The sequence below is a fragment of the Synechococcus sp. MIT S9451 genome, from assembly GCF_047304725.1.
GTDB lineage: Bacteria > Cyanobacteriota > Cyanobacteriia > PCC-6307 > Cyanobiaceae > Synechococcus_C.
On the sequence record NZ_CP138971.1, the window covers coordinates 1,474,303 to 1,497,167 of the forward strand.

Consider the following 22,865-nt stretch of genomic DNA (forward strand, 5'->3'; position numbering starts at 1 on the left):
TTTTCTATTTTGGTTCATGTCTGTTTTGTCTTCCGGGAAGAAGGAGCTTGTCTCTGCCCTCTTCCCTGGATGGCTGCCTTTATGAGGCCACGGCGGTACCCCATTCGTAGGTGGTTTCTCCGTCGTCCGTAATTGTGACCACGCAAAATGTGTCATCGGACCCATTTGCTGTGTCAGGTCCGCACTTGGTGCCTCCGATTTTGTTGGCTGTGAATGCAGTTTTGTTTGACATTTTTGCTCCGTAGGCACACTCATCGGCTGCATTGCCGCCACCAGCCTTGGGTACGTATTCGATGTTTGCCGCAGTTTTTGCTGCTGGCTCATCAGGGCTGTCAAGGACTGCATTTGAAGCACATTCTTTGGCTAGCCCTACAAGGCTCCCATTAGTGGCGCCAGCCTCAGCTTTACTTTTGGTCCCTAAGAAGTTCGGAAGGGCTACGGCAGAAAGAACCCCAACAATCACAATTACAATCATCAGCTCCACCAGTGTGAAGCCTTTTTCGAGTGCATTGCGCCTCTTTTTACGGTTGAGCATGGCCAGTTGTAGGCGGCTGTTGAGAGTGGTCATGGCTGGTGATTGGGTGAATGGTTGAACGGCACGTTTCGTGCTCACAGATTCACCATCTCTTGTTTGCTTGGCCGGTAGAGGAAGAAACGGCTAGAGCTCTCTAAGAACCCTCTTAGGTTTGTGCTCAGGCTTTGAAACACCAGTCACTGCCATCACTGCGGGCTTGGCTGCAGAACACCGCCCTGCTCACGGTGATCGCTGGTTACACCGTGCTCTTGGTGGCGAATGGTGCTTTGGCGGATTGGCAGCGCCGCCAGAACCATCAACGCTTGGTGGCTGCTCTGGCGCAGCAGTCGTCGATAGAGCAGCTCGATTCCGTGCCGCTTCGCACGGTGGGTTTGGAGGCGACGCTTCGCAGCAAGGGGCCGGAGCAGTCTCCTCGCCTTACAGCAGGCCCTGCAGGTGAGCAGTGGCTTGAGAGCCGCAACCAGCTGCTGTTGGCCAATGGTGAAACCCGTTGGTTGGAGCTGCGCCAGAACGTTTCCGGTTCCCTGGAGCAGGAGCGCTTCAGCCAACTGCTGTTGATCGCTGCTGCTGGTGTCTCCATCCTCTTCACCTCAGTGTTGCTGCGCCCTGTGCTGCGGCGTGGCTTGGTGGTGCCCCTGAATGAGCTTGATCAACAGCTGCAAGCGCTTGAGGCCGACAACCTCGGTGAGCATCTGCTCGATCCAGCCAGCCAACCTCAGGAACTGGAAGGGATTGCCATCGCCATCAACAACCTGCAGCAACGTTTGGCAGCTGCCTGGCAGCGGGAGCGTCAATTTGTGGATGGTGTGGCCCACGAATTGCGAACGCCGATCACGTTGATTTCTGGCCGTTCGCAGCGATTACTGCGCAAACCCCATGCGCCAGAGCAGAACCAACCGCTGCAGCAGATTGTTGAGGAGGCTTCACGCATGGCGGCGCTGATCACATCCATGTTGGAGCTTGCCCGTCGTGATTCGGGTCGTTTGCAGCTTGATCCGCAGCCTTGTGATCCCGAGCAGGTGCTGTTGGAAGCGTTTGAACGACTGTCTTCTGTGGCCGCTGGCCGCTTGCAATTGGGGCCAGCTACACACGCTGGCCTTCCTGCGATTGCGGCGGACCCGCAACGCTTGCAGGAATGTCTACTGGCGCTCGTCGATAACGCTCTGGCCTACAGCGACGGCAGCGTGCAACTGAGTGCCAGCAGCGAGTGCCGGGAGCAACAGCGATGGCTGGTGTTGCATGTGCTTGATCGCGGCCCTGGAATTTCGTTGGGTGAACGCAGCCAGGTGTTGCGTCGGTTCGCGCGGGGTAGCAGTTCAGTTGGAACTCGCGGCAGTGGCATCGGCCTGGCGGTGGTACAGGAGCTGATCACCGCCATGGGGGCTGAGCTGGTGATTGCCGATCGCGCCGGTGGTGGTGCAGATCTGCAGCTGGCTTTCAGGGTTTGACGTCACCGACCCGTGCCATGAAGCCCACACCGCGGACGGTGTGCAGGAGCTGCTGGAGCCCGGTTTGCTCCAGCTTTCGGCGCAGATAGCCCATGTAGACATCCAGCGTGTTGGGGTCGCCGACGAACGGATCGCCCCACACCGTGCTCAAGATTTGCTCCCGGCTCAGCACCGTGCCGGCTGCCTCCACCAAACACACGAGCAGATCGAATTCCCGCTGCGACAGATTGATGGCGCTGTCTCCTCGCATCACCTGGCGGCTGATCAGATCAATCGAAAGATCGCCGAGGTCTAGTGAGCTGTTGGCCTCTCGATCGGCGGCATAACCGCCGCGGCGTAGTTGGGCCCGCACTCGCGCGTGCAGTTCCTCCAGTTCAAAGGGCTTGGTGAGGTAGTCGTCTGCACCAGCATCAAGGGCCGAAACGCGCTCCTCGAGGGCATCGTGGGCGGTGAGCATCAGCACTGGAGTGGTGTCACCACTGCTGCGCAGGCGCCGGCAGATTTCGATGCCATCAAAATCTGGCAGGGTCCAGTCCAAAACGACTAGGGCAAAGTCGCCGTTGCGCAGCTGCATCAGTGCGTCTTGGCCACTGGGTACGGCAATGCATTGGTGGCCTTCCCCTTCCAGTTCCTCCTGCAGAAAGTGCAGCAGTTCGGGGTCGTCATCCACCACCAGCAGCTGCGCTGTTGAATCGCTCACCCCCGTCACCACCACTCTCCGCAGGCTATCCACGCTGTTTTGCCGTGCCATGGCATCCGATCACGTCGCCTTAGGGCGCGTTCAGAGCAGGGGGAATGCTTTCGCCACTTGGTTCCTGGCCCATGCCGAACTGCCTGCTCGTTTCTGCGTCTCGCTGGCATCCCAGCCATCACCACCGCCCCAAGACCAAGCCGGGATCGCTGCGCATCCTTCATGCCCAGCCCAACACAGGCTTTGTGCTGCCCCTGGCGCTTGGTACCTCGCTGGTGCTGTTGCTCGGCAGTGCCTCGATGCACAGCCTGGCGCTGCATGGTCGTCTGCGTGCCCGCATCGACGCGCAGCAACATCAGCGCCGTGATCTGCTCCGCTCTGCCGCGATGGCGTTTGCGGCACAGGCTGCTGTTCCAGGCCAGGATTGTCTGCTGGCCTGGGGATCCAGTGACTGGGATGGCTTGAACCGTGCCTGCCCGACGGCAGACGTCAAGGCGTTGCGTGCAGGCCAGGTGGGCGAGACCCGATGGCAACTGCTGGATTGGCAGCCCAACGGTGAGCAGGCGCAGCTGCAGTTGGTGATGGTTGCGAGCGGTAGTGCCGCTCAGCTGCCGCTGCGGCGCACGGATGCGGGCTTCCAGCTGCACCCAGGTTTAGAGCTGTTGCCGGCGGTCGATGTCGCCAACGCCAGCCCTGATGAGGCGGCGCCATGACCCTCGCCGAAGTGCTTGTGGCTGGCGTCATCGTCAGCTCCAGTTGCTGCGCCTCATTGCAGGTGTGGAGTCAAACGGTCCAGACCAGCCAGGCCGCCCGCGACCTGGTGCAGGGCGGAGAGCGGTTGGAGTTGCAATGGTTGCTCAGTCGTCGCTGGTTGGCGGCTGCAGAGCTGGGGTGTCCGTTGGATCCCCTCGCGCTTGAGGTGGATCTGGATGAGGCCCTGCCGCGTGAGGCGGGGATCAGCCGCCGCTTGGCGATGGATCCCAACCGTGAGGGGGTGTGGTTAACGCTGGAGCACAACGCCACCGGTCTGCTGCGCCGCCAGTTGTTCACGGCGGCTGGTAGCGGCTGGTGCAGCTCCAGCCGCGAGACCCCGTCATGACCCATCGCTCCTGTGATGGCGGTTTCTCGTTGCTGGAATGCCTGCTCGCCATCACGCTGCTGGCCATTCTCAGCAGCGTGGTTGTTGTCCACACCGGTGGCGATCGTGCTCGCCAGCAGTTGGCTGTTGCGGCTCAACGCTTGCAGGTGGCGATCGACCGCGGCCGCCTCTCGGCAATGCATCGCCAACAGGCCTGTGCTCTTCGTCTCACTGATGTCGGTTTGCAGCCGGATGGTGCAGGGGCGCTGCCGTCCTGCCCAAGCAGTGGGGCGGCTCTTGTGGACCCACTCACCACCTCTGGAGTGAGCCTGCACACGAATGTTTCCGGCCTGCTTCGCTTCAGTGCCAATGGTTTGTTGCTGGATGGCGGTTTGGTGGTGTTCAGCCATCCGGCGTCGCAGCATCGACCTTGTGTGGTCGTGAGCCTGCCCCTCGGCGTCACCCGCCAGGGTGTCTATGGCGCTGATCCTGCGGCGCAGTTGAGTAGCAGCCACTGCCTGCCACGGTCATGACCAGCCTGCGGTCATGTGCGCGGCATCGCTCTGCTGCGGGATTCTCCCTGGTGGAACTGTTGCTGGCCGCCTCTCTCGGCACGGTGTTGTGTGGTGTGTTCGTTCAACTGTTGCTGGGAGATCTTCGCTTTACGGGTGCGATGGCTCAGCGCTTGCAAGCCCGGCGCATCCAGCAACGCACCATCGCCTTGATGCGGGCTGAGCGGGAGCTGGGGCACGCGCTGGTGACCGACCCACCGCTGTCATCCACCTGGCCCTGCAATCTGGCCGGACGGCGGCCAGTGTTGGCGCTGGCGCTCTCCGCCCATGACCTGGAGGCACGACAGCAGGCGATCGTGTACACCGTTGGTAAGCCACCCTCCGCCATCTGGCGTGATCAGGTGCTGATGCGCTGCGGTCCGGCCTATGGCCTGGATGGCCAGATCAATCTGAACAGTCGATTCCAGAATCGGGTGCTGCTGGATGGCTTACCTGCAGGAGAAGGCAAGGGCCTGCTGGCGCTGCCCCATCCTCAGCTGCCCGTGGTGGCCATCACCCTGGAGCAACAGCTGCCAGCGTCGGGGCGCGCTGATGGATCGACTGCCATCCATCTGAGCAGTCGCGCTGCTCTCTAAACGACGACCGCAATCGATCACGGGACGGGCTTGCGGTACGGGATTGCGGATAGTGGTGCGCGCAGCCGTGGTGTCTTGATCGTGTTAGTCGGTCTGATCCACAACTTGGTTCGGTAAGGGCGTCGTGGCGTTGGGCTCCAGCAAGTAGTAGGCCTCCACACTCAGGGCCGCGAGGGCGAGGAAGAGGTGATCAATCCAGCCGAATTCCACCCCCATCCCTTGGGCGGCGATCTCCACATTCACCACCACCATCACGCACAGGAAGATCGCCAGCACCACCGCCGGTACTGACCGGATGGAGCTGCGATCACTCCACAGCGAGATCAGTAAGGGAAGCAGCAACACGACCGACACCGCATGCAGGGCTCGCATCGACAGCTCGTTGTGCAGGTGCGGGGTGATGGCGGCCCAGAGATTCACCGGGATCAGCAGGGAGGTGAGCAGCAGATACAGGATCATTCCGTCACGTTCCTCGCGGTGACTGCAGCACCATCGTTGCTGAGGGGCAGTTGCACAGTGAAGGTGCTGCCCTGATCCAGTTGGCTGCGCACGCTCACCGCACCCCCCATCGCCTCTACCAGCAGCTGCACAATCGAGAGCCCCAGGCCACTGCCGCTGCTCACTCTGGCATTGGCTGCGCGGTGGAAGCGGTCAAACACTTTGGCCAAATCGTCGGCGGGAATGCCGATGCCTTGATCCTCCACTTCCACCACGGCCATGGCATCTTCCTGGCGCAGACGCACAGTCACAGGTGTGGCGGAGGGGGAATATTTGTGGGCGTTCTCGATGAGATCCAGGAGCACCTGACGCAGGCGATCTGGATCGGCCATGGCCACCAGTGCCTGCTGATCGTGGCTGGGCTGGGGCAGCTCCAGCCGCACATCCCGCTCCAGGCTGCTGCGGGCCAGATCCACGGCTTCGTGGAGGGCAATCCCCATCGCGACGGGTTCACTGTTCACGCGCAGCTGTCCGCTGTCGCTGCGAGAAAGGTCGAGTAGGTCATCGAGCAGATGGCGCATGCGCACGCTCTCCTCTTCGGCTGTGCGCAGGCCCTTGCGCTGGCCTTCGCTGAGGTTGTCGCCGCGTTTGATCGTGCGATGCAGATAGCCCTGCACGATCGTCAGGGGGGTGCGAAGTTCGTGGCTGACTGCACTCACAAAGCGGCGCTGGTCTGCCCAAGACTTGGCGAGGCGGGCTCTGAGGTCGTTGTAGGTATTGGCCAGCTGTGTCACTTCCAGCGGCGCTCCTTCAATGGTCAGCGCTGAAGTGTTGAGGGTGTCTGCGGTGAGTTGGGCTGAGGCGTTGGTGAGCTGGCTCAGCGGGCGAATAATCCGCCGCACCAGTCCGTTCACGATCCAGAGCGACAGCAGTAAGCAGCTCCCCCAGATCACGATCATCCAATTCAGAAAGGCGCTCTGGGCGCGATTGATGTTGGTGACCTCTGCGCTGCTCCATACCCGCTGGCCTGAGGGATAGACCCGATTGAGCACAGCGATGTAATCCAACCCATTCACGCTCAGGGATTGGGTGATGCCCGGTTTATTCAGCGAGCCGTTCACGGCCTCTGCCACCGCCTTCTTCCCCGGTAGGCGGGCATCGGCTGGCAGCAGCAGCTCGCCATCGGGCTCTTCGATCAAGAGCGTGTGACGCATGGTGGAATGCCAGCGCAGCTCTTCACGGATGGCTTGCTTGCGTCGTTGTCTGGCCGTTGCACTTTCTGTTGCTGGTTTCTCCAGCAGTCGATCAGCCAGCAGGTGCGTCTCGAGTGAACGAGCATTGGCGCGCAGCTCAGTGTCTCGGGAGATGGCCTGGTTGCGCTGGGTCAGCCAGAGACCTCCGATGCTGGCTCCGCTGAACCCGAGGAACACCGCCAGGTAGGTGGCGAGCTGCAGCTGACCGGTCAAGCTGCCGAGCAGGTGGTCGCGCCAGTGAGGAGAGGTGGCCATTTCTCCATCTTCATCATCTTGGCGGGGATCTGCAGCAAGAATGCTGATAGGGCGATTGGATCGAGTCGGCGTTGAGCTTTGGTTTCTCCCCCCTGGGGCTGTCGCGCCCCAGCCTTTCGGCCCGGATGGCCCGTTGGGGTTTGGTGATCGTGGCCATCTACGCCTTGGTCGCTCTGGTCACGCCCTTGCTGCTCTGGGCCGGTTGGCTGCCGGATCCGAATGCTGGGCTCGATAACCCGATCTATGCCTCTCCCTCCTTGCAGCATTGGTGCGGAACCGATCGACTTGGTCGTGATGTGTGTGTGCGCACCCTCCAAGGCAGTGGTGTGGCCTTGCAGGTGGTGCTCTTGGCGGTGGCTCTCGCCTTAGTGATCGGCGTGCCGTTGGGCATGGTGAGCGGCTATCTCGGCGGCCCTGTGGATCGGGTCTTGGTGCTGTTGATGGACACCCTGTACACCCTGCCTGTCCTGCTTCTTTCCGTGGTGCTGGCCTTCTTGCTGGGGCGAGGCATCCCCAATGCTGCCGCTGCTCTGTGTGTGGTTTACGTGCCCCAGTACTTCCGCGTGGTCCGTAACCAGACCGCTCAAGTCAAAGCGGAGCTGTTTGTGGAGGCGGCCCGTTCGCTCGGGGCCGGGCCAGCGTGGATCCTGCGTCGGTATCTACTGCGCAATGTGATCACCTCGGTGCCGGTGCTCGTCACGCTCAACTCTGCTGATGCCGTTCTCGTGCTGGGGGGGCTTGGCTTCCTTGGGCTCGGCTTGCCAGAAACCGTGCCGGAATGGGGCAGCGACCTCAACTTGGCCCTGGCGGCGGTGCCCACCGGCATCTGGTGGACTGCCCTCTATCCAGGACTGGCGATGTTTGTGCTGGTGCTTGGCCTCTCCTTCCTTGGCGAAGGGTTGGAGGCTTGGGTGAGCAGTGGTGATGCTCCTACCGGCTGAGATGTTGCGTTTGCCTGACAGGCACTCTCAGGCCTGAATCCCGCATTCGCTCCACCTGCGCCACACTGGAAGCACTCCGCATTCCGCTCCCATGCCCTGGTGGGCCACTCTGGTGCTGTTGGTCATGGGCACGTACTTGTGGCTGTCGGGGCGTTCCAACCCGGACGATGTGATCGGCCTGCTTGAGCAGATGCTGGCCATCGCCCTGGGTTTGGTGGTGCTGTTTGTTGGCCAGAACATGCTTCTGGAGTCACTGGTGTTGGTGGTGGCCCTGCGTCTGCCTGCTGCCCGTCGCAACCAGCCGGTCACTCAGCGATCCAAGGCACGCAAAGACGTGCTCATTCCTTTTTGATCTGGATCCGTCTTTGATCTGGACACGTCCCTGGATCAGAAGACCCCTGGATCAGAACGCCAGTTGGAAGGCCACGGCAACACCCATCACGGTCAGGATTGCGTATTCGCTGAAACTGATAATTCCTAGGGGAGTTTTGCTGTTGCCTCCCACGCAGGCGCAGTTCAGCGCCAGCTTGTCGACATAAACGGCTTTGAGCACGGATGCCATGCCTGGCACACCGATGGCCAACGCCACCCAACCGGCGAGCGCGACGGGTGGGTGATGCAGAAATCCCAGACCGATCAGCAGTTCCACGCCGGGATAGAGACGAGCCCAGAGCCGAAACCGCTGGGTGATCAGATCGTATTTGCCAAAGCTGCTAGCGAACGACTCCACATCCATCAGCTTCAGCATCGCCAGAGCGCATACCGAAAAGCCCATGAAGCGCTGCAGGGTGTCTTCTCCCAGCACCACCGCCATCAGCAGCGTGGTGCCGAACACGGCGATTACAGGTGTGTAGGAGTAGTCGGCTGCTTCCGCCGTCTCGCCCAGTTGGGCTGCTAACTCGCTGTAGTCGCCGAGCCGCTGCTCACCCGCAAACAGCTGGGGAGTGGTGGCAACGCCGTGCTTCTGCTTGAAGCTTTCCACTTGCTCCTGGTTGATGAGCCTGTGGTCCTGGAAGGGGATGCCGTGTTGTTGCAGGAGGCTGATCGCCTTCAGGCCCCAGGGGCATTCATGGTCGGGGGTCGACATCCGGTACAGATGCACCTCGCCGAGGGAGGAGAGGGTGGTTTTGGGGCTCAACACACCGTGATCGCACCAGTGCTCTAGACCGTAGCGATGGCGAGTCGATCGGGACCCAGCCCTTAGCAGCGCAGTTTGAGCGTGCGCGGCAGTTGCTCCTGAATTTCACCTGACGCGTTCAGGGCGGGGTAAGGGCGCTTCTCCTGGCGACACCAGTCCGCCACCTCCGGGTAGGCCCACTCGAACAGCCGTTGTTCATACAGCTCTCCGGGTAGTCCCTCGCCCTTGGTGGGCAGCACTCCTGCGGCCCGGCGTTGTCTGGCTGCCTCAAACAGCAGGGTCGCCGCCGCCACAGACACGTTCAGCGACTGGACCATGCCTGTCATCGGGATCAACACCGCTTCATCCATCAGTGCCTGAGCCCGATCACTCAGTCCCCATTTCTCTGCCCCGAGCACGAAAGCTGTGGGGCCGGTGAAGTCGCAGTCGCGGTAGTCGCGGGCATTGACACCCAGATGGGTGCCGTAGAGCTTCAATCCCTGAGTCTTGAGGCTGGTGACAGCGTCTTCAATGCTGGCGTGATCGATCAGGGGAACCCATTTCTGGCTGCCCTGGGCCGTGCTGTTGAAGGTGCGCGATCGGCCACTCAGGCTGACGACGTGGGCCTCAAGGGCCCCAACGGCATCGCAGCTGCGCAGGATCGCTGAAAGGTTGTGTGGTTTCTCCACATGCTCAAGCAGCACCGTGAGATCACGCATGCGGCCATCGAGAACAGACTTCAGACGTTCAAACCGACGGGGGAGTAGGGGCATCGCGCGCTACCCCTGGATCGCTGGAAGGATCATGAACCAAGCCGTTGCGGCGAGCAGCAAAGAGAGCACGCCCCAAAGCATCAGCAGGGTCAGCCCAAGGCCAACCACGAACAACAGCAAGGCCCTAAGCAGTGTCATGAAGCTGTTTCATCAAGCAGTGTCATGGCTTGATCACGCCATGCCTCGAGCGAAGCATGGCGGCTGAATCCCTGTGATGGTGTGATCAGCGGGCGCCGGAGCGTTTGCGAACAACCCGGGGCGCATTGCGGGATTCATCGACGCTGGCTTTTGTGTCGCTCATGCTTGCGTCGCTGACGGTGGAATCGTCACCGCTCTCCTTGCTCTCGCCTGCGGGTTCGTCATCGGGCTCCTGGTCCGCAATGATCCCGAGAATCATTCCGGCCTGCAGTTGGTCCTGGAGGTCGCCGATGGTCATCAGCGCCTTGAGGACCAATTGGGAGCGCACGATCTTGGGCAGGCCAGGGCGGAGCTTCTTGGTGGTGTCCCACAGCTCCTGAGCCACCTCTTTGATCAGCTCCTTGTCAGCCGTCATTGCGTTCTTTCTGAGTCCGAGCACACCAGCATCCCACCACGCCGTTCCCGCAGTGGTCCTCACCCCTGCCAGCCTGGAGTGCAGAGGCTTCTGCGGGCATGGCTGCATTACCCCTGGCTGCGTCAAGCCTGGCTGCTCAGCGCGGCGGTTTTGACCAGCGGGTGCTTGAGGTGGTCGCAGCGATTCCCCGCGGCCGTCTGGTCACCTATGGCCAGGTGGCTGACTGGATTGGTGCCTACGGTTGTGCACGCCAGGTGGGCTGGGCCCTGCGCCGGCTGTCGTTGTCGTCCGAGCTGCCTTGGCATCGGGTAGTTAATGCCCGCGGCTGTATCGCCATGAGCCTCAGCCGTGAGGGGTCCGACTGGATGCAGCGAGACCTGCTGCTTGCGGAAGGCATCCCCGTGGATGGGGATGGTCGTCTTCCCCTGCAGCGCTTCCTTTGGCGCCCAGCCCAACCTCCCGGTCTGTCTGCGCTGGAGGATGTGGGTGTGATGCCTGCTGCCCGTGAGTGATCCATCCGCCCGGAGCGCGTCGCCGGCCGCTGGCGTGGCCCCACGTCACATCGCTTGGGAGGTCTTGGAAGCGGTGGCTGCTGGTGCCTATGCCGATGTGGCGCTGGAGCGAGCCCTGCGCGGAAAGAACCTTGCCTCGGTCGATCGCGGCTTGGTCACTGAACTCGCCTATGGCGCCATCCGTCAGCGGCGATGGCTGGATGGCTGGTTGGATCGCCTCGGTCGTGTTCCTGCCCGTAAACAGCCTCCTCGGCTGCGTTGGCTGCTGCATCTCGGGCTTTACCAACTTCTCTTCATGCAGCGGATTCCGGCCGCGGCAGCCGTGAACACGAGTGTGGAGCTGGCCAAACAGCACGGGCTGGCCCGTCTGGCCCCGGTGGTGAATGGTCTGCTCCGGGCTGCCTTGCGGGCCCGGGACCTGGGGGAGGAGCTTGAGCTCCCGCTTGATCCGGCCCTGCGCCTGGCCCTGCAGCAGTCGCTGCCGGACTGGTTCTGCCAGGAGTTGCAGCAATGGTGCAGCCCTGAGCAAGCAGAGCGGGTGGCTCGGGCATGCAATCAGGTGCCGCCCCTTGATCTGCGGGTCAATCGCCTGCGCAGCAGCCCCGCTGAGGTCCGCGCTGCTCTTGAGCAGGCGGGGTTGGAGGTCGTGCCGATTTCGGAGTGTCCCGATGGTCTGCAAGTGTTGAGCAGTGGTGGCGATTTACGTCGCTGGCCTGGCTACGACGAGGGCCATTGGTGCGTGCAGGATCGCGCCGCCCAATGGGTGTCGCCTTTGTTGGATCCTCAGCCGGGAGACCGGGTGCTCGATGCCTGCGCGGCCCCAGGGGGTAAGGCCACCCACATCGCCGAGCTGATGGGTGATCGGGGTGAGGTGTGGGCTGTGGATCGTTCGGCTGGGCGTCTGCAGCGGGTTGCTGCCAATGCCGCCCGCCTCGGCACTGGCTGTCTGCAGGCCATGACCGCTGATGCCGCCGAGCTTCTGGAGCACAAGCCCCAGTGGCGCTCTTCCTTTCAGCGCATCTTGCTGGATGCACCCTGTTCAGGCCTTGGCACCTTGGCCCGCCATGCGGATGCCCGTTGGCGCGTCACTGCGGCCACAGTGGCGGAGTTGCTGCCGTTGCAGACGCGATTGTTGGAGGCGATGCTGCCTCTGCTAGCCCCGGGAGGCACCCTGGTCTATGCCACCTGCACGATTCATCCATCCGAGAATGGCGATCGGATCAAGGCCTTCCTCGCAGCACATCCAGAGCTGACACTCACCCAGCAACAGCAGCGCTGGCCCGATCCTGATGGCGGAGATGGCTTCTATGCCGCTGTGATCGAAGCACCGGCTACTGCACCGGCATTGGCCTGAAGAATTCGTCCACCGGGGGGCCGCCTGGAGGCACCACATTCCGCTGCGGTGCTGTGGCATTGGGGTCCGCTGGGGTGCTCGTGTCCCAGCTGGTGTCGGGTTTGGTGGGATCGTCGGGCTTTTTGGTGGGATCGTTGTTGCGTTCGGGCAGGGCACGCTTGGTGCCTCGGTTATCCCGGAACAGTCTGGTGAGTACAGGTTTGGGCGGGAACTGCTGGACTGGGAAGTTGCCCTTGATGGTGTTCATGAACTGCTTCCAGGCCCAAGCCGCCTCGCCACTGCTGCTGTTGGTTTCGCGGTTGTTGTCGTAGCCAAACCACACGGCGGTGGTGAGCTGGGGAATGGATCCAATGAACCAGAGGTCCCGCCCTCCCTCCGAGGTGCCGGTCTTACCAGCCACGGGGCGGTCATCAAGCTTCGCCGCCACGCCGGTGCCTCCAGTTACCACGCGTTGCAGCATCCAGTTCATCGTGTCAGCCACATCACTGTCGACGGCGCGACGCCCCCTGGCACCGTCGCTGCGGCGGCTCCAGATCATCTGGCCGCCAGGGCCGCGGATGTCTTCGAAGGCGGTGGGCTTGACGTAGACGCCGCGATTGGTGACGGCGGCATAGGCAGCGGTCATATCGAGGATCGTTTGCTCGTAGGCGCCGATGGCCATCGGGTAGTACTTGCCCAGCGGCCGGGTGGTGCCGATCCCCAGGTTGTTGGCCATGGCGATGATCGCGTCAAAGCCCACCTTGTCTTGCAGCTGCACTGCCACGGTGTTGAGGGAGTTCTTCAGAGCTTCCGCCAGTGAAATCTTGCCGAAATACTTGTTGCCGAAGTTCTTGGGGCAGTAGCCGTTCCAGCAGCGAGGGGCATCCACGAAGATGTCTTCCGGTTTCACACCCGCATTGATTGCTGCGGCATAGGGGAAGAGCTTGAAGGTGGAGCCCGGAGAGCGCAGGGCTTGCGTGGCGCGGTTGAACTGACTCGCCTGGAAGTTTTTGCCGCCTACCATCACCCGCACCAGCCCAGTGCCGGGTTCAATCGAGACGATCGAACCCTCAGCGTTACCTGGGGCGAACTCACGCACCACCTGCTGGGCCCGCTTCTGCCACTTCAGATTGAGGCTGGTGCGGATCTTGAGGCCACCCACTTCCAGTTGCTCAGGGGTGAGCATCTGAGGCAGTTGTTGCGCCACCCAACTGGTGAAGTAAGGCGCTGCACTGTTGAAGTATTTCGGGGTGGCAGGTTTGAGATTGAGAGGAGTGTTGCGGGCCGTTTCGGCTGCGCTGGCGGTGATGAAGCCGGCTTGTTGCATGCGGTTCAGCACGATCGCTCGGCGTTCGCGCGCAACGGATTCGTTCACCAGCGGTGAATACACCGAAGGTGCTGGAGGCAGACCGGCAATCAGTGCCGCTTCCGGCAGGCTGAGCTGATTGGGGGTTTTGGAGAAGTACACCCAAGCGGCATCGGCGACGCCATAGGCACCGGATCCCAGGTACACGTAATTGAGATATTGCTCAAGGATTTGCTCCTTGCTCAGCTGGCGTTCCAGCTTGTAGGCCAGGGCTGCTTCCCGCAGCTTGCGGGTGATGGTGCGGTCTTGACTCAGAAACACCGTGCGGGCCAGTTGCTGAGTGATCGTGCTGGCGCCCTCACGCACCGCGCGTTGCTTGAGGTTGGTAACAAGCGCACGGCTGATTCCCCAGAGGTCGACGCCGTCGTGCTCATAGAAACGCCGATCTTCCGCGGCCACGAAGGCCTCCTTCACCAGCAGCGGCATCTCCCCTGGATTGACCTTTTCCCGGGTGGCAGGACCCAGCTTTTGGATCACCTGTCCATCGCTTGAAAGCAGCGTGATGGTGCCTGGACGGTTGAAGCTGGCAATCTCGCGTGCATCCGGCAGCGTGGCATCAAGTGCCTCGGTCAGAGCTCCCTGGCCAAGGGCCACACCGCAACCAATCGCCGCAGCGGAGCCGGCTAGCAGGACCCAATGACGGCGGGTGCGCTTCACATCACCTGGGTCAGAGGACTGTGGCCAATGGCCAGTGCGGTCACAAGCATTCCGAGCACCAGGAAGGGTTGAGCGCTGGCCTGATACTTCACGTCGAACTCGACCGGATCACGCAGAAGCCAGATGTCCTGAAATGTGATCTGAGGAACGATGAGAAGCACAAGCAGCACTGCTGCGAAATGCTGTCCGATCGCTATCAGAACGGCAACCATCAGCAACTGGAAGACATCAATCATCCCGGCGCTGATCCAGCTGGCACGTTTGATGCCGAACACCACAGGAAGAGACTGGAGGCCAAGAGCCCGATCGCCTTCGACGCTCTTGAAATCATTGACAACGGCAATGCCGAGGCCGGCCAGGCTGTAGGCGAGGGTGAGCAGGGCGGTGGCCCAGGTGAGTTGACCGAACAGGGCCTGGCCTGCCCACCAGGGCAATGCGATGTAACTGGCTCCAAGGGCGTAGTTCCCAAGCCAGCCGTTTTGCTTCAGTTTCAGTGGTGGGGCTGAGTAGATGAAGCTCACAAAGGAGCCGCCAAGGGCGAGCAGAAAGACCACGGGCGTGGTGTGCCCGGCCCAGAGGTCAAGGCCATAAGCAACGCCGAGGCCCGCGAGCAGCAGTAGCCAGATTTGAATCTTTACCTGGAACAGCGGGATCGCTCCACTTGGAATGGGCCGGTAGGGCTCATTGATCGCGTCGATCTCGCGGTCGTAGTAGTCGTTGATCGTCTGGGTGTAGCCGGCCAGAAGAGGGCCGCTCATCAGCATGCAGGCGATCGCTGCGGCCAGATGGTCAAGACGCCATTGGTAGTTGCCACTTGCAGCGGCACCGCAGACAACACCCCAGATCAGGGGAATCCAGGTGACGGGCTTCATCAGCTGCAGTCGCAGCTTCCAGATGTTGGAGGTGCCACTGGCACCTTTCATGCCAAGCAGTTGACGGGCGTCACTCACAGCCTGAGGCCTCAGGCTGCAGCAATTTCGTCGTCGAAGAACCAGCAGGTGGTGCCATTGCTGAGTTCCACCACAACACCGATGCCCTGGCCATCGACGGTGCGGAAATCGACGACTTCGCCACTTGCATCCTTTTGGAGCAGCTCGACGAGGGTGGTTGGGATGCGGTCACGAACGCGGGTGACCCGAACCTTGGAGCCGATGTTGATCGCCGCCTGGGACATGGCCTGCAAGGCTTGGAAAGTGGGCGTCACCCTAACAGCCGCCTCGTGATCTCCTTTCGTTGTCATGGTCGCCCTTCGCCTGATCCCTTGCCTTGATGTGGCCGAAGGCCGTGTGGTGAAAGGTGTGAATTTTGTGGGACTTCGCGATGCCGGAGACCCGGTGGAGCTTGCTTGCCGTTACAGCCAAGCTGGAGCAGATGAACTGGTGTTTCTCGATATCGCTGCCAGTCATCAGGGCAGGGCCACGTTGGTGGACATGGTGCGGCGCACAGCAGAGGAGGTGACGATTCCCTTCACGGTCGGAGGGGGGATCTCCTCCGTAGACGGCATCACAGAGTTGCTGCGGGCCGGAGCCGACAAGGTCAGTCTCAATTCCTCGGCGGTGCGTGATCCAGAGCTTGTGGCGCGTGGCGCCGACCGCTTCGGCTGCCAATGCATCGTGGTGGCGATCGATGCAAGGAGACGTGAGCAGGGCACTGATGGCTGGGATGTGTTCGTGAAGGGAGGCCGGGAGAACACCGGTCTTGATGTGGTGGCTTGGGCGCGTCGTGTGGCGGAGTTGGGCGCTGGTGAGATCTTGCTCACCTCGATGGATGGTGATGGCACCCAGGCCGGTTATGACCTGACGCTCACAAGGGCTGTGGCCCAGGCGGTGCCGGTACCGGTGATCGCGTCCGGTGGGGCTGGCTGTTTGGATCACATCGCCGCGGCTTTGGATCACGGGGCGGAGGGGGGGCAGGCGTCGGCGGCCCTGTTGGCTTCGCTCTTGCATGACGGCGTGCTCACCGTGGAGGAGATCAAGCAGGACCTGTTGCAGCGGGGCATGACCATCCGCCCTGCGCAGGCTTGAGCGTCTTCTCTAAAGTTTCTGCACGTTCCTGAAACGGTTGTGGTTGATGGATCCACCGACTTTCCACCTGATGGGGTGCCTTTGATTGCCCATCAGTGGGTGCTCCCGCTGGGATTGCTCAGTTCTGTTGTGGTGGTTGGTTTGGTGGTCTGGGCTTTGAAGTTGATGCAGTCCGCGATTGATCAGAGCGAGTTTTCGTTAATGCTGGCTGGATGTTTGGTGTGTTCGGCGGCTGTTGGGCTCGCGTTGGTGATGGTGATGACCCTCAACGGTCTGCCGGTTTGACGGGATGGATGTGAAACCTGGAGATGCCGCTGCCGTTGAGCAGCTTTTCAATGATGTGGCGCCTCGCTACGACCGATTCAATGATCTGCTCAGCCTCGGTCTGCACAGGCAGTGGAAGCGTCAGCTGATCGCCTGGCTGCGACCGTGTGGGGGAGAACGCTGGTTGGATCTCTGTTGCGGCACCGGTGATCTAGCCCTGGCGCTAGCCCGAATGGTTCGGCCCAGTGGGGAGGTCGTGGGCCTTGATGCTGCCGGGGCGCCATTGGAACTGGCGGAGGAGCGCCGTTCTGTTGAGCCCTGGCTGAATGTTGAGTGGCTGCAAGGTGATGCCATGGCCACGGCTCTTCCTGACGCCAGTTTTGATGGTGTTGTGATGGCCTATGGCCTGCGCAACCTTGCTGATGCCGGAGCAGGCCTAGCGGAAATGCACCGTTTGCTTAAGTCGGGGGGTCGGGCTGGGGTTCTCGACTTCAACCGTTTGCCCGAGGCCAGCTGGTCTGCTGCTTTTCAACGTCAGTACCTGCGCCGCGTGGTGGTACCAGCAGCGGCCCTGGCCAATCTGGAGCCCCAGTATGCATATCTCGAGGCAAGCCTTGAACGTTTTGCGAGCGGCGCTGAGCAGGAAGCGATGGCAAGGGAAGCTGGCTTTGCTTTGGCACGACACAGGCCACTGATGGCAGGCCAGATGGGTGTGCTTTTACTGCAAGCCTGAGCCGGGCCAGATCGCCGACCGCTTGCGATCAGGGCGCCAGGGAGATTAGAAAGAAAACCTTAAGACGCAGAAATGTGATGGCCTTCCCGCTTCCCTCTCTGCTGGCCTCGATCGAGGATCTGTTGCTCGAGGTGCAGTGGTTGGACGGGATGATCCTGGTCACCGATGCCCAGCGGGCCACGTTCGTGTCGTTTTCCCAGGTGGATCCAGTGCTGCGCCGTCTGAGGGCCCGGCCTAAGGGCATGGAAGTGGCGGAGAAGCTCTGCATGTCGCTGTTGGAATCCCATGGCAAGGCAGTCTCCAAGCCTGTCTTGGTGTTTCAGGGCGATGGCAGTTTCTGGCTGGGAATGATGAGCCCTAGCCGAAGTAATCCGCATCGTCATCACGCCATTGCCCATCTGCATCGCTGCTTGGCTCAGAGCGGTTGATGCAGGGCTTGTTAAAGCAATGGCTGGCACTCTTTTGGCTTGAAAAGAATGCAGTCGTCAAGCTTTTCAATCGATCAGTTCGATCGCTTTGGGGTTGTGCCTTCTGATCGAAACAGATGCGAAGCAGTGCTTATTGAAGGCTTATTGAACTTAGTGATTGGGTCTCTTCCTTTTTGAGCACAGAGCGAAGGCCAAGTCTCATCAGGTTGATGACCTAGAAACTTGCACATATCGACCGTCTGCCCTCATCTGCTGATGACGAGCCCTGCCCCGATTCATTTCCAGGACATCATTGGCACCCTCAACCGTTTCTGGGCGGATCAGGGCTGTTTGCTCTTGCAGCCTTACGACACGGAAAAGGGTGCCGGCACGATGAGTCCCCACACGGTGCTTCGTGCCATCGGCCCGGAACCTTGGGCTGTGGCCTACCCCGAGCCCTGCAGGCGCCCCACCGACGGCCGTTACGGCGATAACCCCAATCGCGCGCAGCACTATTTCCAGTACCAGGTGCTGATCAAACCCTCTCCGGATGGGATCCAGGAGACCTATCTCGCTTCCCTCGAGGCTTTGGGTATTAAGGCAGCCGATCACGACATCCGTTTCGTGGAGGACAACTGGGAGTCGCCCACCCTCGGTGCCTGGGGTGTGGGCTGGGAGGTGTGGCTCGATGGCATGGAAGTCACCCAGTTCACCTATTTCCAGCAGTGCGGCGGCATTGACTGCCGGCCTGTCTCGATTGAGATCACCTATGGCCTGGAGCGACTGGCGATGTATCTCCAAGATGTGGAGAGCATCTGGGATCTGAGCTGGAATGCGGAGCGCAACTATGGAGACATCTGGTTGCCCTTTGAAAAGGGTCAGTGCCACTACAACTTTGAAGCCTCTGATCCCGATCGGCTCAAGCAGTTGTTTGCGATCTATGAGGCCGAAGCCGCTGATCTGATTGAGAAGCAGCTGCCCGCCCCAGCGCTCGATTTCGTCCTCAAGTGCTCCCACACGTTCAACTTGCTTGAGGCCCGAGGGGTGATTTCAGTAACGGAGCGCACCGCCACGATCGCCCGTATCCGCAATCTTGCTCGCAAGGTTGCCGAAGCTTGGCTTGAGGAGCGTCAAGCCCTCGGCTTCCCCCTCCTCAAGCAGCAACCTGCTGCCGTGGCTGGCTGAGGCAGCCGCAGCCGAGGGCGGCGACAGGCAAGGTCTGGGGAATGCTTCAGCAACCGTTGTTTGTTCTCGGATGCCCGCCGCTGTGGCCGTTGCGGCTCTTGTTCTCTTCAGTCTTTTCGGTGCAGCCCTGGTTGACAGTGCTGTCCATTGGGCGCTCATGCTGCTCGCGCTGGCTTGGAGCAGCTGCTGGCTGGTGCGTCGTCAGCGGTGGTCGCGCCGTCAGGCGCTGCTGTTGCTTCTGCTGCTGGTCTTGAGCCTGTCGCGGGCAACGTTTGGACTGGAGCATGGCCCTGGGGAGCTCGATCCCTTTCATGCGTTGGCACCTGACTCCCGGCTGCAGCGGCTAGAGGGGCGATGGCACCAAGACTCCCATCCTCGTGATGGTCGCTGTCGTGGATTTGTGGGTGTGCAGCGCATTGATGGGAAACGGATGAGCGGTGTCACCGAGGTGCTGCTTGAGCCTTGTTCAACCCCGGTTCTTGCCGGCACTTGGATCAGGGCGGATGGGCATCTGCGCCGCCCGGCTCAGGCCATTCATCCTTTACTACCGTCTCCGTCCGAACGGCTCTCAAGGCTGGGCTGCTGGACACAATTCAAGGTCTCACGCTTGGAGCGGATCGCGAATGGATGGGCTCCCTTAGCAATGGCCCGGCGACGAATCATCACCCAACTGTCTGCTCACCTAGGCCCAAACCATGGGGCGATGGTGGCAGCCTTGGTGCTTGGAGGGGCTCAGGTTGACCTTCCGGACAGTGTGAGACAGGCCTTCAGGGTGGCTGGCCTCTCCCATGCCCTGGCCGCATCAGGCTTCCATCTCTCGGTGTTGTTGGGCAGTGTGTTGCTGCTGAGCAGCCGTTGGCTGGCCTCCTGGCGGATGTTCGCAGGCTGTGGCCTCATGGTTGTGTTTTTGCTGCTGGCGGGACCGCAACCCTCAGTGGTGCGTGCTGTGCTGATGGGTGCATCGGCTCTGTTGATCCGCGAAGGAGGAAGCCGCAGTCGACCCATCGGCTTGTTGCTGGCCACCCTGGTGCTGATGTTGTGGTGGCAGCCCGGCTGGGCTCGGTCGATCGGATTTCAGTTCAGTGCTGTTGCGACAGCAGGGTTGGTGGTGAGCGCACCGGTCATTGAAACGTGGTTGAAATCTCGGTTGCCGAAGGCACTCAGCAGCATGGCTCCGGCGTTGGCCGTTCCCTTGGCAGCCATGGCCTGGACGTTGCCGTTGCAGTGGCTTCACTTCGGTGCCATGCCCCTCTATGGCGTGCTGGCGAATTTGTTGGCCTCGCCCTTTTTGATGGCACTCACCCTTGCTGCGATGTTCTTGGCCACGCTGGTGCTGTTGTTGCCGCAGGCCGTGGCGAGCCTGCTTCTCCCGGTGTTAGCCGTGCCTGTCAAAGTCCTTGCGGCTTGCTTGCAGGGGCTGGTTACCGCGATCAGCAATTGGCCTCATGCACAGCTATTGATCGGACGCCCATCGGGGTGGATAGTGCTGGTGATCGTGTTGGCGGTTGCCTCGTGTTGGCTGTCTGGTTCGCGACGCTGGCGCTGGGTGTTGATGCCCCTGGCTTTGATGGCTCTTCTGGTGCATGGAGCAGGTCTGCTGGCGGATGCTGTGGTGCGGGTTGATCAATGGGGCCGGCAATGGGTCTTGTTGCGCCATCACGGACGGGCAGCCCTGATCAGCAGCCATGGAGACCGGCTCAGCTGCCGGGTGGCTCAGCAGTTGGCGCACGGCCATGGTCATGCTCGCCTCGATTGGATTGCGGTGCTCGACCCCGTTGCCGCGTCAAAGCTGGACTGTTGGCAGAGCCTGGCCAGAACGTTGCACGCTGAGCAGTTGGGGCAGTTCCCTTTGCTGGAAGGCCAGCGCTTGGCTTCCGCGGGCTTAGTACTGCAACCGATTGGGAGCAGCGGCCGTCGTTTTGTGCTGCAGGCAGGCCATCGCCGGGTCAGCCTGCAGCGCTCTCAGTTGAGACTGCAGCCGTAACGAGCATCATGCATTGACCGTTACTATGACGAAGCGTCTAACGACTCATGGAGAGGTGGCAGAGTCCGGTTGAATGCGCACGACTCGAAATCGTGTAGGGGTAACACCCTCGTGGGTTCGAATCCCACCCTCTCCGTTTTGAATTTGTTTCTGGACTGATCAGACAAAGAGAACGATCGATGTCTATGCAATAGATCTTTCTCTTTGTCTTGATTCAGTGGATTTCGGTACAGAACACGTTGTCAACACGATTCGGTGGATTGAATTGTTGGCGGTAATGTCCGTGATCTTGTTGCTAAAAAATGCTGGTGTTGGAAGATCAAGATGCCCCTCTAGGAACGTCGAACCGACGGTGCTAGAAGAGCAATCATTTGTGGATCAAAGCCGACTCACTCCTGAGAAGGCATGATTCAAAAATCTGACACTTTCGGTTCAATATCTTGCAGATAATTGTTGCTTTTCAACCAGACGGGCAAACACTTGTTGGCATGTCCAGCGGAGAGGTTGCCAATAGGCTGAATTGGCTAGCTCATAGATGATCTCCATCTGGTCATCAAGGCCAAGTTCGAGGCAAGCCCAGGCTGCCGCGATCCTTGACTTTGAATATTGGGGAGTTGTTTCTGAAAGAGCTGAACGGACTAAATCACTTTTTTGCTGGAATTTACGTAATCCTATGATGCATGTCAGGTAATAATGAGTGACATAGTCAGACCAGAGCCTTTCTTGCATGCTGTCGATCAAGTTCAAGCAGCTGTCTTGATCAATCGCCATCAGGCTTAAGGCAGCCCCATACTGACGCGCCTCATCTCGATGGCTCAGATTTCGCTCGATCTCCGCTGCATCAAGGTCACATTTCCATTCATCTCGAATGGCAAGATGCTCTGGATTATCCGTCAAAAGCTGTTCAAGTAGGGATTGATTCTTTGAGCTTGAAATCGAGCCATTGTAATCAACAATCTCAAAAAAACTTTTTGCTCTTAAAGACATCGAAACAGGTGCACGAACTAATCCTTCAAGTCTGCTTTCGTCTCCAGCATCACCGAGATCAATAACTGCGGAGCGCCTTTTGCCTGCAATCAGGTCTGTAAGTTGTGGAATTAAAGGGTCTAGAAGGTGAGTGTTTCCATAAACCTTGGCTTGATATGCCCTTGCTGCCCCTGCCACTAAAGCACTCTCATGCTGGCAAAGTGTATTGATCACAGTGCTAGATTTTGAATTTTTTATCTTCAGTCTTGTATGGGCTTGAATGACAGCACGAATCTTTGTCACCTCACCATCAAGTAACGATACAAGTATCTCTTGCTCAGCTAGTGTTGGCTCCCAATTGATCCTAATAAGGGCAGAAATTGCATTAATAACAGCCTCTGTATCTGTACATGTTAATACTTTTACTAGGGAAGGTATTGCTCGTTTGTCCTTGCGTCTGCCCAGTGCTTCAATGGATTTACGACGGGTGATTCTGTCATATAATTCGTCTATACTAAGGTTATTGGTGGCTTGAAGTAGAACATTTAGTGACTCTTCTGTTTGACTAAGACCAAGTCTTGTTGCTGCAAAATATCGATCGGCGGGCCTTTGAACGTTTGACGTTTTTTCAAGTAAAAGTGTCAATGCATCGTTCTCACTCATGCCCTCAACAAGAACATCAAATCTCTCAGCCATCGGAACTAATTGATTATTTTTTATTCTATCTAGAATAGGATTCAATATTTAAATTCATGTATTTCATATCTCCTTAATACCACTTTCCTTATTTACGAGGGCATGTAAACCATAAATTCAATATTCTCATATGCACACCAAAGGGTTTTTGCTCTGCATCAACGCATCATTGACATCTGACGCAATTGTGCAAATGTGTCTCCTCAAGTGACCACGGCTAGGAGGGAGCCAGTGGCAAGCACAAGCTGACGCATTAATCACAAGGGGGATTCGCATAATCATCTCAGCAATGATTGCGATCTACCTGTTGAAATCGTTGTCGGTTTTAATGGATTTAGTTCTTCTGAATAAGTATTGTAGAAGACTATTTTGAACGGTTATCAATCAATTCAATTAAATGTGCATCATGCTTGACGCAAAAGTCGGAAACGCACTGCCTTAAGATATGTCCGATTGAAACTGATTCTGTATAGCAAAGTAGCTTTAGCTTTTTGTGCAGCTCGTCACTT

The 22,865-nt window shown here is 59.6% G+C and carries 27 protein-coding genes and 1 tRNA gene; 16 read left to right on the forward strand and 12 right to left on the reverse strand.

What is annotated here, in order from left to right:
- Nucleotides 1–79: 79 nt before the first annotated feature.
- A complete protein-coding gene (locus SIB72_RS07525) occupies nt 80–568 on the reverse strand; it encodes a type II secretion system protein (RefSeq protein WP_413743504.1) in 489 nt (162 codons plus the stop codon).
- 131 nt (nt 569–699) lie between these two features.
- Here SIB72_RS07525 and SIB72_RS07530 point away from each other — a divergent pair, with 131 nt between their 5' ends.
- Nucleotides 700–1,983, forward strand: a complete 1,284-nt coding sequence (locus tag SIB72_RS07530; protein ID WP_413743505.1) for an ATP-binding protein — start codon at nt 700–702, stop codon at nt 1,981–1,983.
- Here the strand turns inward: SIB72_RS07530 and SIB72_RS07535 are convergent.
- Nucleotides 1,973–2,734 carry a response regulator transcription factor gene (locus SIB72_RS07535; RefSeq protein ID WP_413743506.1) on the reverse strand — a complete coding sequence of 254 codons (762 nt, stop codon included), beginning with the start codon at nt 2,732–2,734 and terminating at the stop codon, nt 1,973–1,975. The genes SIB72_RS07530 and SIB72_RS07535 overlap by 11 nt on opposite strands.
- A gap of 71 nt (nt 2,735–2,805) precedes the next feature.
- Here SIB72_RS07535 and SIB72_RS07540 point away from each other — a divergent pair, with 71 nt between their 5' ends.
- The 4 genes from SIB72_RS07540 to SIB72_RS07555 are packed head-to-tail and all read left to right on the forward strand — an operon-like array spanning nt 2,806 to nt 4,899.
- On the forward strand, nt 2,806–3,387 hold the full coding sequence (locus tag SIB72_RS07540) for a hypothetical protein (RefSeq protein ID WP_413743507.1): 582 nt from the start codon (nt 2,806–2,808) through the stop codon (nt 3,385–3,387).
- Complete coding sequence (locus SIB72_RS07545; protein WP_413743508.1) at nt 3,384–3,773, forward strand: hypothetical protein; 390 nt, start codon at nt 3,384–3,386, stop codon at nt 3,771–3,773. Before SIB72_RS07540 ends, SIB72_RS07545 begins: the two co-directional genes overlap by 4 nt.
- Nucleotides 3,770–4,285 (forward strand): prepilin-type N-terminal cleavage/methylation domain-containing protein, encoded by a 516-nt coding sequence (locus SIB72_RS07550; RefSeq protein WP_413743509.1) that lies wholly within the window; start codon nt 3,770–3,772, stop codon nt 4,283–4,285. Before SIB72_RS07545 ends, SIB72_RS07550 begins: the two co-directional genes overlap by 4 nt.
- Nucleotides 4,282–4,899 (forward strand): type II secretion system protein J, encoded by a 618-nt coding sequence (locus SIB72_RS07555; protein WP_413743510.1) that lies wholly within the window; start codon nt 4,282–4,284, stop codon nt 4,897–4,899. The genes SIB72_RS07550 and SIB72_RS07555 overlap by 4 nt, the downstream gene beginning before the upstream one ends.
- 84 nt (nt 4,900–4,983) lie before the next feature.
- Here SIB72_RS07555 and SIB72_RS07560 read toward each other — a convergent pair whose 3' ends face one another.
- Both SIB72_RS07560 and SIB72_RS07565 read right to left on the reverse strand, forming a co-directional pair.
- A complete protein-coding gene (locus SIB72_RS07560; protein ID WP_413743511.1) occupies nt 4,984–5,358 on the reverse strand; it encodes a hypothetical protein in 375 nt (124 codons plus the stop codon).
- Nucleotides 5,355–6,845 carry an ATP-binding protein gene (locus SIB72_RS07565; RefSeq protein WP_413743512.1) on the reverse strand — a complete coding sequence of 497 codons (1,491 nt, stop codon included), beginning with the start codon at nt 6,843–6,845 and terminating at the stop codon, nt 5,355–5,357. The genes SIB72_RS07560 and SIB72_RS07565 overlap by 4 nt, the downstream gene beginning before the upstream one ends.
- A gap of 125 nt (nt 6,846–6,970) precedes the next feature.
- Between SIB72_RS07565 and SIB72_RS07570 the strand changes: the two genes are divergently transcribed.
- On the forward strand, nt 6,971–7,786 hold the full coding sequence (locus SIB72_RS07570) for an ABC transporter permease (RefSeq protein WP_244281598.1): 816 nt from the start codon (nt 6,971–6,973) through the stop codon (nt 7,784–7,786).
- A gap of 91 nt (nt 7,787–7,877) precedes the next feature.
- Complete coding sequence (locus SIB72_RS07575) at nt 7,878–8,138, forward strand: hypothetical protein (protein WP_115120582.1); 261 nt, start codon at nt 7,878–7,880, stop codon at nt 8,136–8,138.
- A gap of 51 nt (nt 8,139–8,189) precedes the next feature.
- On the opposite strand, the gene SIB72_RS07580 is transcribed toward SIB72_RS07575, so the two are convergent.
- The 4 genes from SIB72_RS07580 to SIB72_RS07595 form a co-directional block, all read right to left on the reverse strand.
- Nucleotides 8,190–8,873 carry a glutaredoxin family protein gene (locus SIB72_RS07580; protein ID WP_413745070.1) on the reverse strand — a complete coding sequence of 228 codons (684 nt, stop codon included), beginning with the start codon at nt 8,871–8,873 and terminating at the stop codon, nt 8,190–8,192.
- Nucleotides 8,874–8,986: 113 nt separating this feature from the next.
- Complete coding sequence (gene trmH, locus SIB72_RS07585) at nt 8,987–9,676, reverse strand: tRNA (guanosine(18)-2'-O)-methyltransferase TrmH (protein ID WP_115120583.1); 690 nt, start codon at nt 9,674–9,676, stop codon at nt 8,987–8,989.
- A 6-nt stretch (nt 9,677–9,682) separates the two neighbouring features.
- Complete coding sequence (locus tag SIB72_RS07590) at nt 9,683–9,814, reverse strand: hypothetical protein (RefSeq protein WP_413743513.1); 132 nt, start codon at nt 9,812–9,814, stop codon at nt 9,683–9,685.
- Between the two features lie 85 nt (nt 9,815–9,899).
- On the reverse strand, nt 9,900–10,229 hold the full coding sequence (locus SIB72_RS07595) for a TIGR03894 family protein (RefSeq protein ID WP_115120584.1): 330 nt from the start codon (nt 10,227–10,229) through the stop codon (nt 9,900–9,902).
- Nucleotides 10,230–10,327: 98 nt separating this feature from the next.
- Here SIB72_RS07595 and SIB72_RS07600 point away from each other — a divergent pair, with 98 nt between their 5' ends.
- Together SIB72_RS07600 and SIB72_RS07605 are read left to right on the forward strand one after the other, a co-directional pair.
- A complete protein-coding gene (locus SIB72_RS07600) occupies nt 10,328–10,741 on the forward strand; it encodes an MGMT family protein (RefSeq protein WP_413743514.1) in 414 nt (137 codons plus the stop codon).
- Nucleotides 10,734–12,095: a 16S rRNA (cytosine(967)-C(5))-methyltransferase gene (locus SIB72_RS07605; protein WP_413743515.1), complete on the forward strand. Its 1,362-nt coding sequence runs from the start codon at nt 10,734–10,736 to the stop codon at nt 12,093–12,095. Before SIB72_RS07600 ends, SIB72_RS07605 begins: the two co-directional genes overlap by 8 nt.
- Here SIB72_RS07605 and SIB72_RS07610 read toward each other — a convergent pair.
- The 3 genes from SIB72_RS07610 to SIB72_RS07620 are packed head-to-tail and all read right to left on the reverse strand — an operon-like array spanning nt 12,073 to nt 15,271.
- Nucleotides 12,073–14,097 (reverse strand): transglycosylase domain-containing protein, encoded by a 2,025-nt coding sequence (locus tag SIB72_RS07610; RefSeq protein WP_115120587.1) that lies wholly within the window; start codon nt 14,095–14,097, stop codon nt 12,073–12,075. The genes SIB72_RS07605 and SIB72_RS07610 overlap by 23 nt on opposite strands.
- Nucleotides 14,094–15,047, reverse strand: a complete 954-nt coding sequence (gene chlG / locus SIB72_RS07615) for a chlorophyll synthase ChlG (protein WP_115020006.1) — start codon at nt 15,045–15,047, stop codon at nt 14,094–14,096. The genes SIB72_RS07610 and chlG overlap by 4 nt, the downstream gene beginning before the upstream one ends.
- A gap of 11 nt (nt 15,048–15,058) precedes the next feature.
- Nucleotides 15,059–15,271, reverse strand: coding sequence for a DUF2862 domain-containing protein (locus SIB72_RS07620; RefSeq protein ID WP_115020079.1), 213 nt, complete (start codon nt 15,269–15,271; stop codon nt 15,059–15,061).
- Between the two features lie 64 nt (nt 15,272–15,335).
- On the opposite strand from SIB72_RS07620, the gene hisF reads away from it, so the two are divergent.
- From hisF to SIB72_RS07655, 7 genes are all read left to right on the forward strand, one after another.
- The gene (gene hisF / locus SIB72_RS07625) at nt 15,336–16,121 is read left to right on the forward strand and encodes an imidazole glycerol phosphate synthase subunit HisF (RefSeq protein WP_413743516.1); all 786 of its coding nucleotides are present in this window, start codon (nt 15,336–15,338) and stop codon (nt 16,119–16,121) included.
- Nucleotides 16,122–16,160: 39 nt separating this feature from the next.
- Nucleotides 16,161–16,406, forward strand: a complete 246-nt coding sequence (locus SIB72_RS07630; protein ID WP_413743517.1) for a hypothetical protein — start codon at nt 16,161–16,163, stop codon at nt 16,404–16,406.
- Between the two features lie 10 nt (nt 16,407–16,416).
- Nucleotides 16,417–17,118 carry a bifunctional demethylmenaquinone methyltransferase/2-methoxy-6-polyprenyl-1,4-benzoquinol methylase UbiE gene (gene ubiE, locus SIB72_RS07635; RefSeq protein ID WP_413745071.1) on the forward strand — a complete coding sequence of 234 codons (702 nt, stop codon included), beginning with the start codon at nt 16,417–16,419 and terminating at the stop codon, nt 17,116–17,118.
- A 77-nt stretch (nt 17,119–17,195) separates the two neighbouring features.
- Nucleotides 17,196–17,546 carry a hypothetical protein gene (locus SIB72_RS07640; RefSeq protein ID WP_115020008.1) on the forward strand — a complete coding sequence of 117 codons (351 nt, stop codon included), beginning with the start codon at nt 17,196–17,198 and terminating at the stop codon, nt 17,544–17,546.
- 273 nt (nt 17,547–17,819) lie between these two features.
- Complete coding sequence (gene glyQ, locus SIB72_RS07645) at nt 17,820–18,710, forward strand: glycine--tRNA ligase subunit alpha (protein WP_115020082.1); 891 nt, start codon at nt 17,820–17,822, stop codon at nt 18,708–18,710.
- Nucleotides 18,711–18,780: 70 nt separating this feature from the next.
- The gene (locus tag SIB72_RS07650; protein WP_413743518.1) at nt 18,781–20,694 is read left to right on the forward strand and encodes a ComEC/Rec2 family competence protein; all 1,914 of its coding nucleotides are present in this window, start codon (nt 18,781–18,783) and stop codon (nt 20,692–20,694) included.
- A 49-nt stretch (nt 20,695–20,743) separates the two neighbouring features.
- Nucleotides 20,744–20,830, forward strand: a tRNA-Ser gene (locus SIB72_RS07655).
- A 296-nt stretch (nt 20,831–21,126) separates the two neighbouring features.
- Here the strand turns inward: SIB72_RS07655 and SIB72_RS07660 are convergent.
- Nucleotides 21,127–22,356: a HEAT repeat domain-containing protein gene (locus SIB72_RS07660; protein ID WP_413743519.1), complete on the reverse strand. Its 1,230-nt coding sequence runs from the start codon at nt 22,354–22,356 to the stop codon at nt 21,127–21,129.
- Between the last annotated feature and the right edge of the window lie 509 nt (nt 22,357–22,865).